The organism is Aeromicrobium sp. (genome assembly GCF_014378035.1).
Classification (GTDB): domain Bacteria; phylum Actinomycetota; class Actinomycetes; order Propionibacteriales; family Nocardioidaceae; genus Aeromicrobium.
Genome location: NZ_JACMOM010000213.1, coordinates 1 through 6,408, shown reverse-complemented (window position 1 = coordinate 6,408; position 6,408 = coordinate 1). Strand labels below are relative to the sequence as shown.

Below are 6,408 nucleotides of genomic sequence, written 5' to 3'. Positions count from 1 at the left end.
CCGGCACGCCACAGCCGTCCGGGAAGCCGCTGTATAAGCCGGCCGACGCGGTGGCCCGGCAGGCGATGGCGGCGTTCCTACACCGGTTCGCCACCAGACCCTGAGTCTCAGGCTTCGCCACTGGCACCCAACACCACCCCGTCTGCGACCGGAGGGTCCAGACGCCCTGGTCTGCCCAGCTGAGTGCTTACGGTTAACTAATTGCGCGAATCAGTAGCGACTGGTGGGTGAGTTGTGGGAAAGAGTCGGCGCAGGACGGCGGCCGGATCTGCACCCAAGCGTTCCTTCGTTCACGCCGAGCTCGCGTGCGACCTGTGCGATCGGGCGTGAACTGTTAATCACGAGACGTGCAGCGTCGTGACAGCAATCGGGGATGAACTTTCGATACTTCTGGGCCATGATCGTAGACACCTCTCGGATTCGACCTTATCTGGTCGTGGTCCGAGAGCCGCGGGGCACCTCAGACCGAGCTACCGCCCCCGCAAGCGGCCCACCCAGCAGCCACCGACATGAGCCGCAGGCGTCAACCCGGCGTTGACACCGCGGTGCGCTGCCACTACGCCGACCAACCGTCGCGAGGCCCCAATGCACGCTGACCGCAGCCGTCCGGCTCGGCGCCGTGGCGCTGTGTGAGTCCTGCGCGGACCGCCGCTCCAGCGTCGGGAAGGGCCAATCGTCAGTTGCGTTACCGGCCAGTCCGCAACTCGACGTCCTGGCCTGGATCGGCGCCGCCCACCAGCACGCCAACGCCGCCAACGTCACCCTGGCCGCCGCCGTCACCCGCGCACGTCAGGCCGGCCACCCCTGGTCCGAGATCGGCACCCAACTCGGGGTGTCCCGCCAAGCCGCGCAGCAACGCTTCACGCGCGCATCCAGACACGCCTCACCCGCCGTGCCCAATGACAAAGACAAGGAGGCGCCCGCCGACTAACCTGCACAACGGACCCCTGGGGAATTACGTGACGGTCCACAGCATGCCGAGGTTGGTGTCTGCGGCGCATCTAGGGAATAGCAGTTCCGGGCACCAAACTTCAAGGAAGACATGACCTCCCGCTATGTGGTGGCTGTGCCCGTCTACAGGGCAGCCGACAAGACAGCACTGTGCCTGCAGTCGATAGACTTGTTCACCCCTCCCGACGTACCGCTGCTGCTTGTCGACGATGGTAGCTGCGACGACGCGGTCGACGCATTGCTGGCTGCCGTCACTATCGAATCAGCCCGCCCGGTCCAGGTCGTGCAGCGGCGTGACAATCAGGGGTTTGTCCGCACGTCCAACCAAATATTTGAGCTCTCAGGACAGTCTGACGTGCTTCTAGTCAATTCTGACGTAATCGTGAGCCCAGGATGGGCTGAATGCCTGCAACGAATTGCCGACAGATACAGCAGCTGCGCGACCGTCACGGCCGCGACCAATCACGGCACACTCGCCGCTCTTCCCGACTTTCAGAAGGTTGTCGACTGGCGTGACGTCCTCGCGGGCAGGTATCCGTCTTCAGCTGAACAAGTGGCGACGCTGCCGACCGCAATTGGTCATTGTGTCTACATCCGGCGCACCGCCCTAGACCTGCTCGGGCCCTTCGACCTAGCTTTCGGCGAGGGGTACGGCGAGGAGGTCGACTTCTCTCAGCGTGCCCTGCGGGCCGGCTTTCACCATCTTCTTGCCTGCGACGTCTTCGTGTACCACTTTGGGTCCGAGTCGTTCGCGCTGAAGAACGATGTCGAGGCCTCTAGATTGCAGGGTGACGCGGAGGTTTCTCGGCGTTACCCGACCTACCCGCGGCAGGTCCGCGAGGCTGAGCGGATGCACTCCAGCTCTGGTCTCGAGCTGCCTCGCATCACTGGGCTGCGGTCATGGCTGGTTCACGCGCGGGGTCTAAAGCTCGGCATCGACTACCGGATGGTGGGCGTCGAAGGCACAGGCACCGCGCAGCTCGTCACAGAGACGGCACGCGCGCTGGCCCAGCAAGAGCAGGTTCAGGAACTCACGCTCTACGTCGACCGTGACAACCCGCTACTGATCGAGAAGCCCTCTGCTCTTTTGCTAGGGGACGACGTGGTCGTGCGACGGCTCGCTGTCGGCGAGGTACCAATTCAGCACGAGTGCGACGCGTTTATACGCCCCAGCCAATTCAACCACGAGGACGAATTGGCGCTGGCGTTTGCCGCGGCACCGCGTTGGCACTTGCACGTTCTAGATGGGATCGCGTACGAGAACCCTTGCTACTGGCCGGACGAGGAGACCTGGATCCAATACCGGCAATTGCAGGAGCGATCGGTCGCCTCGGCTGACAGCGTGTCTGCCCTGTCTGAGTCTGTCGCCGACTGGATGGTTGCCGCAGGGCTCACGGCGGAACGTCCCGTCATCGCGCACTGCGGGATCCCTCGTCGTCTACTGCTCGGGGAGCCGGTCGCGAGGGCCGACAACGGGCGGGTGCTGAGGCTCGTGCAGTACGGCGCCGCCTTTTTACACAAGAACAGGGAGTTCACCGTTTCTGTCGCGGAGGAGCTCGCGCTGCGTGGTTGGGCGGTCGAGCTCGACCTCGCCGGGCCCGACCCGACGTGGGGCTCGTCTCGTGAGGGAGAGCTAGCGCGGCTTTCCGTTGCCGAAGCTGCCGTGCACGCGGCTGCCAACAAAGGCGGTGAAGGCTCGCTGGTGTGGACGCGATCGTCCTTTGTCAGCGACGCAACCCTGCACGATCTGGTTCGCTCAGCCACGGTGGTGCTGTATCCCTCAACCGTAGAGGGGTTTGGGCTGGTGCCATTCGAAGTGGGAGCCTGGGGTGTCCCATGTTTGTCATCCGGCGGTGGATCCTTGCGCGAGGTACTCCCCAGCGTCGCCGTCTTGTCTTCTTTCTCCGTGAAGAAGTGGGCGGACGCGGTCGAATGCCTCGCCCGGGAGCCTGAAAGTCGGGCCGCGAATGTCGCGGCGCTTCGCTCTCGGCGAGAGCACCTGGAGTGGTCCTCCTCGGCGGCGCTCTTTGCAGCCACGAGCCTCAGCGCTCTTGCTGACCCTCGCGCGGCTTACGCCCGCATGCGGTCACAGCAGTCGCCACTGTTACTGCAGGTAGGCGGCGGACCTTCGCAGGTGGAGCTCGACCGGCTCCGTCAATGCGAGGCTGAACTCTTACAGATATATCGCTCGCGTCGGTGGTCTGCGATGAGTCGCATTATGTTGTGGGCGGGCAGGTGAGCCGTATTATTATTTTGGCGACGCACGGCAGCAGGCTGGATCGTGCCGTCTCGCTAGTGCTCCAGTCGGCGGCCGCGCCGCTAGGCCGGGCTGGCGTTCTTGTATCGGCCTCCGGGGCGACGTGTGCTGACGTGCTCGCTGCCGTCGGCGGGCATCCTTGTGCGACACACGTGGTGCTTGTCGACGCCCTGGACTTCGCCGACGACGTTGCTGGGCTCGACGGGACGCGTGCCCAACTTGTCGAACGAGGCTCCACCCTTGAGCTACACGGATTGGTTCTGCCGATCTTCGAGCAGGCCCTGGATATCTGGTCAGAGAGCATCGCGGAGGGGGCGGCAGTCCGTGACTTCACGAGCTGGCTCGCAGACGAGAGCCGTATCGCGTGGCCGCGTCTCCTACGTGGCGCCGAGATGACTGGTGGGGGGCTGTGGCCCGTACACCCGTCGGCGTGTCCGATCGAGTGGCTGGTGCGGCTGCTCGACGCCCCACCGGTTCTCGCCTCGGGCATACGCGCCATCGCTGAGGAAGTGCTCCCTTCGCTACCACGCCGCTTAGCAGGCTGGGAGCTTGAGCTCTGCCGATTATTGAATGTTGAAGGACGGCCTGCTGCTGGACGAGTGCTCCGGCTTATGTCACCCACCGGTCCGCCGTATAGGGCTACAGAGGAGGACATCGCTGTGCTGCTCTCCCGTTTCGCGTCACTCGTTGACACCCTCAACGGCGGCCAGCTCCGGGGTGGCGGACGGGCGCAGCTAGCGTCGCTAGAGATGTTGGCCGATGTCGGCCGTATTCGCCCCCCGGCACATGAGCACTCAGTGACGCCCCCGACCCTGCATGAACTCGACAAAGGTGATCGCATGACTCGCGCTGTCCTCGCCCTGCTGATCGTCGGCGGGAACTAGTGAGCCACTACTCAGGGTCGGTTGACCGCGACGTATGGTTTGCTGCTCACTTCGAGATCGCGGTCGAACAGATTTGTGAGTTCTTCGCTGGTGATGGGATCTCGTTGCAGGGGAAACGCGTTGCTGATGTCGGTTGCGGCGACGGCATCATCGACTTGGGATTGACACTGCGGGCGCAACCGGCTTCGCTCGTTGGGCTAGACATTAGTCCCACTGACGTCGACCACCTGCGTAGCAAGGCGCTTGAGCACGCTGGCGTGACCGAGCTACCGCCCGAGTTGAGCTTCGTCCATTGTAGCGAAACAGGGTTCCCCATCGAAGACGGTTCTTTCGATTACGTCGTCAGTTGGTCCGCGTTCGAGCACATTGGCGACCCTGTCTCGGTGCTCCGCGAGATCCGGCGGGTGCTGACCGCTGATGGCGTGCTCTTCATACAGTTGTGGCCCTTCTTTGACTCCGAGCACGGGACGCACCTGGTCGAATGGTTCCCGGAGGGCTTCGCACAGCACCGCTACAGCCAGGAGCAAATTCTGCTCCGCATGACTGAGGAAACGTTTTCAGACAGGGCTGAGGTTATGTACCGGGAGTACCGGACCCTCAACCAGATAACGGCAGACGGGCTGCACCTGGCTCTTCGTCAGGCCGGTTTCGTCATCGCTAAGCTTCACCTGCAGGCCGACGCCGTGCACGTGCCGGTCGAGATGGCCGATATGCCTCCGTCGCGGATGGGCATCAGCGGAGTTAAGCTTCTGGCTGTTCCTTCGTTTTGACGCGCTCGAACTCCAACATGAGATCATGCAGTCTTTTGGTGACGTGACCGGTTTCCGCCCTGGCAGCAGCGACTGCTGGAGCCGTCGCTTGGCGTGCGGTAGACAAAACCTCGCGGGCGACGGGCGAAATCTGCACCGGTTCGAGGATGCTCGGTAGCCCGCGCAGCCAGTGCCATAGGTCGCGTTGCGCGAGCGTCAGCCATTGCTTTTCCTCGTGTTCGTGTCCACGCTCGTGATCAAGCTCGTGACGTAGATGCACGACCGCCGCGTCGAGCCTGGCCTCGGTCAAGTCAAGCGGGGCAAGCACATCCGCGACCAACCGACGGTGGTCTTGGGGATGTGTGAGGGCGTGCTCTAGCGAGAACATCCGTACTGGCAGTCCTGCTAGCGCGGTGCACGCGACCGCGTTGTAGGTCTCCCAGAGCGCAAGCCCGTGATGCAGGGGGACACGTTCTGTGCGGGCCAGTGATCGGGCGACGCTCAGTGGATGCCGGACGCACAGTGCAACGGTCAGGCGGTCGCCGAGCAGCCGCCGCACTCCGCCGCTCAAAAGCGTCAGTCGTGGGTCCTTCACCAGTGGGATTCGACCTTCCGGTGCCGCGGCCCGCATGGCGGCAAATATGCCCGCAAGGGCGGCGTCGACGCTGAACATTGCGCCATCAAGAGCGTCGAGCGGGGGCAGGTCCCACGAGCCACCGAGGCGCTCTAGGAGGGCCTCGACTGCGGCCATTGTGTCGATCCGCTCGAAGTAGCCGCTTGCGTTCGCGACGGTCGGGCCATATAAATCGGCAGCCTCGCCGGCCCAGGCGCCTGCTTGGCACAGCGAACCGGCGAGGGCGCTCGTTCCCGAGCGGTGCATCCCAAGCACGACGACTAATGGGTCCACAAGGCCGAGCATAGGCTCACCTCGGTGAAAACTGAAACGCCCGCAGAAGCTGCACCTTAAAAAATAGATGTGGTAGCGGGTTGCCCCGCGGCTCTTGGACCACGGCCAGATAAAGTCGAAGCCGATACCCATCATATGATCATGGCCCAGAAGTCTCGAAAATTCATCCCCGATTGCTGTCACGAGGCTGCACGTCTCGTGATTGACAGTTCACGCCCAATCGCACAGGTCGCACGCGAGCTCGGTGTGAATGAAGGAACGCTTGAAAACGGTCGTCGATGACCTTCCAGGGTCCGCGGTTGCGGACCAATTCGACTCTGAACGCTTCGGCCATGGCGTCGTAGCCGTCGCCAATGCTTTCGACCGGCGCAACGGCACCGGTCTCGGCGAGACGTTCGGTGCAGCGGACCGCGAGGGGAGTGCTGGGCTGCGCCATCAATCGGGCAGCCCAGCACGACGAGGCTGAGGCGACGCTGCCGGTGGCAGACTGCGCGCCTGGCTGTATGGCGCCGTCGCAGGCGGGGTGGTGTTGGGTGCCAGTGGCGAAGCCTGAGACTCAGGGTCTGGTGGCGAACCGGTGTAGGAACGCCGCCATCGCCTGCCGGGCCACCGCGTCGGCCGGCTTATACAGCGGCTTCCCGGACGGCTGTGGCGTGCCGG

Annotated in this window: 6 protein-coding genes; 5 read left to right on the top strand and 1 reads right to left on the bottom strand. The window is 63.8% G+C overall.

The genetic code is table 11. The annotated features are described in order from the left end of the window. The first annotated feature begins 619 nt into the window (after positions 1-619). From H7290_RS11095 to H7290_RS11080, 4 genes are all read left to right on the top strand, one after another. Positions 620-931, top strand: a complete 312-nt coding sequence (locus H7290_RS11095) for a hypothetical protein (RefSeq protein ID WP_290514077.1) — start codon at positions 620-622, stop codon at positions 929-931. Positions 932-1,042: 111 nt separating this feature from the next. Further along, positions 1,043-3,190: a glycosyltransferase gene (locus H7290_RS11090; protein WP_290514076.1), complete on the top strand. Its 2,148-nt coding sequence runs from the start codon at positions 1,043-1,045 to the stop codon at positions 3,188-3,190. 131 nt (positions 3,191-3,321) lie between these two features. Next, complete coding sequence (locus H7290_RS11085; RefSeq protein ID WP_290514075.1) at positions 3,322-4,092, top strand: hypothetical protein; 771 nt, start codon at positions 3,322-3,324, stop codon at positions 4,090-4,092. Then, positions 4,092-4,862, top strand: a complete 771-nt coding sequence (locus H7290_RS11080; RefSeq protein ID WP_290514074.1) for a class I SAM-dependent methyltransferase — start codon at positions 4,092-4,094, stop codon at positions 4,860-4,862. Before H7290_RS11085 ends, H7290_RS11080 begins: the two co-directional genes overlap by 1 nt. Here H7290_RS11080 and H7290_RS11075 read toward each other — a convergent pair. Next, the gene (locus tag H7290_RS11075) at positions 4,834-5,880 is read right to left on the bottom strand and encodes a hypothetical protein (RefSeq protein ID WP_290514073.1); all 1,047 of its coding nucleotides are present in this window, start codon (positions 5,878-5,880) and stop codon (positions 4,834-4,836) included. The two genes, H7290_RS11080 and H7290_RS11075, sit on opposite strands and share 29 nt — an antisense overlap. A 118-nt stretch (positions 5,881-5,998) precedes the next feature. Here H7290_RS11075 and H7290_RS11070 point away from each other — a divergent pair, with 118 nt between their 5' ends. Then, the gene (locus H7290_RS11070; protein ID WP_290514072.1) at positions 5,999-6,214 is read left to right on the top strand and encodes a hypothetical protein; all 216 of its coding nucleotides are present in this window, start codon (positions 5,999-6,001) and stop codon (positions 6,212-6,214) included. The last annotated feature ends 194 nt before the right edge of the window (positions 6,215-6,408 follow it).

Excerpts from the sequence above, each read along its gene's own strand:
- H7290_RS11090 (WP_290514076.1), top strand. The coding sequence starts at position 1,043 with ATGACCTCCCGCTATGTGGTGGCTGTGCCCGTCTACAGGGCAGCCGAC.
- H7290_RS11075 (WP_290514073.1), bottom strand. The coding sequence starts at position 5,880 with ATGGGTATCGGCTTCGACTTTATCTGGCCGTGGTCCAAGAGCCGCGGG.
- H7290_RS11070 (WP_290514072.1), top strand. The coding sequence starts at position 5,999 with ATGAAGGAACGCTTGAAAACGGTCGTCGATGACCTTCCAGGGTCCGCG.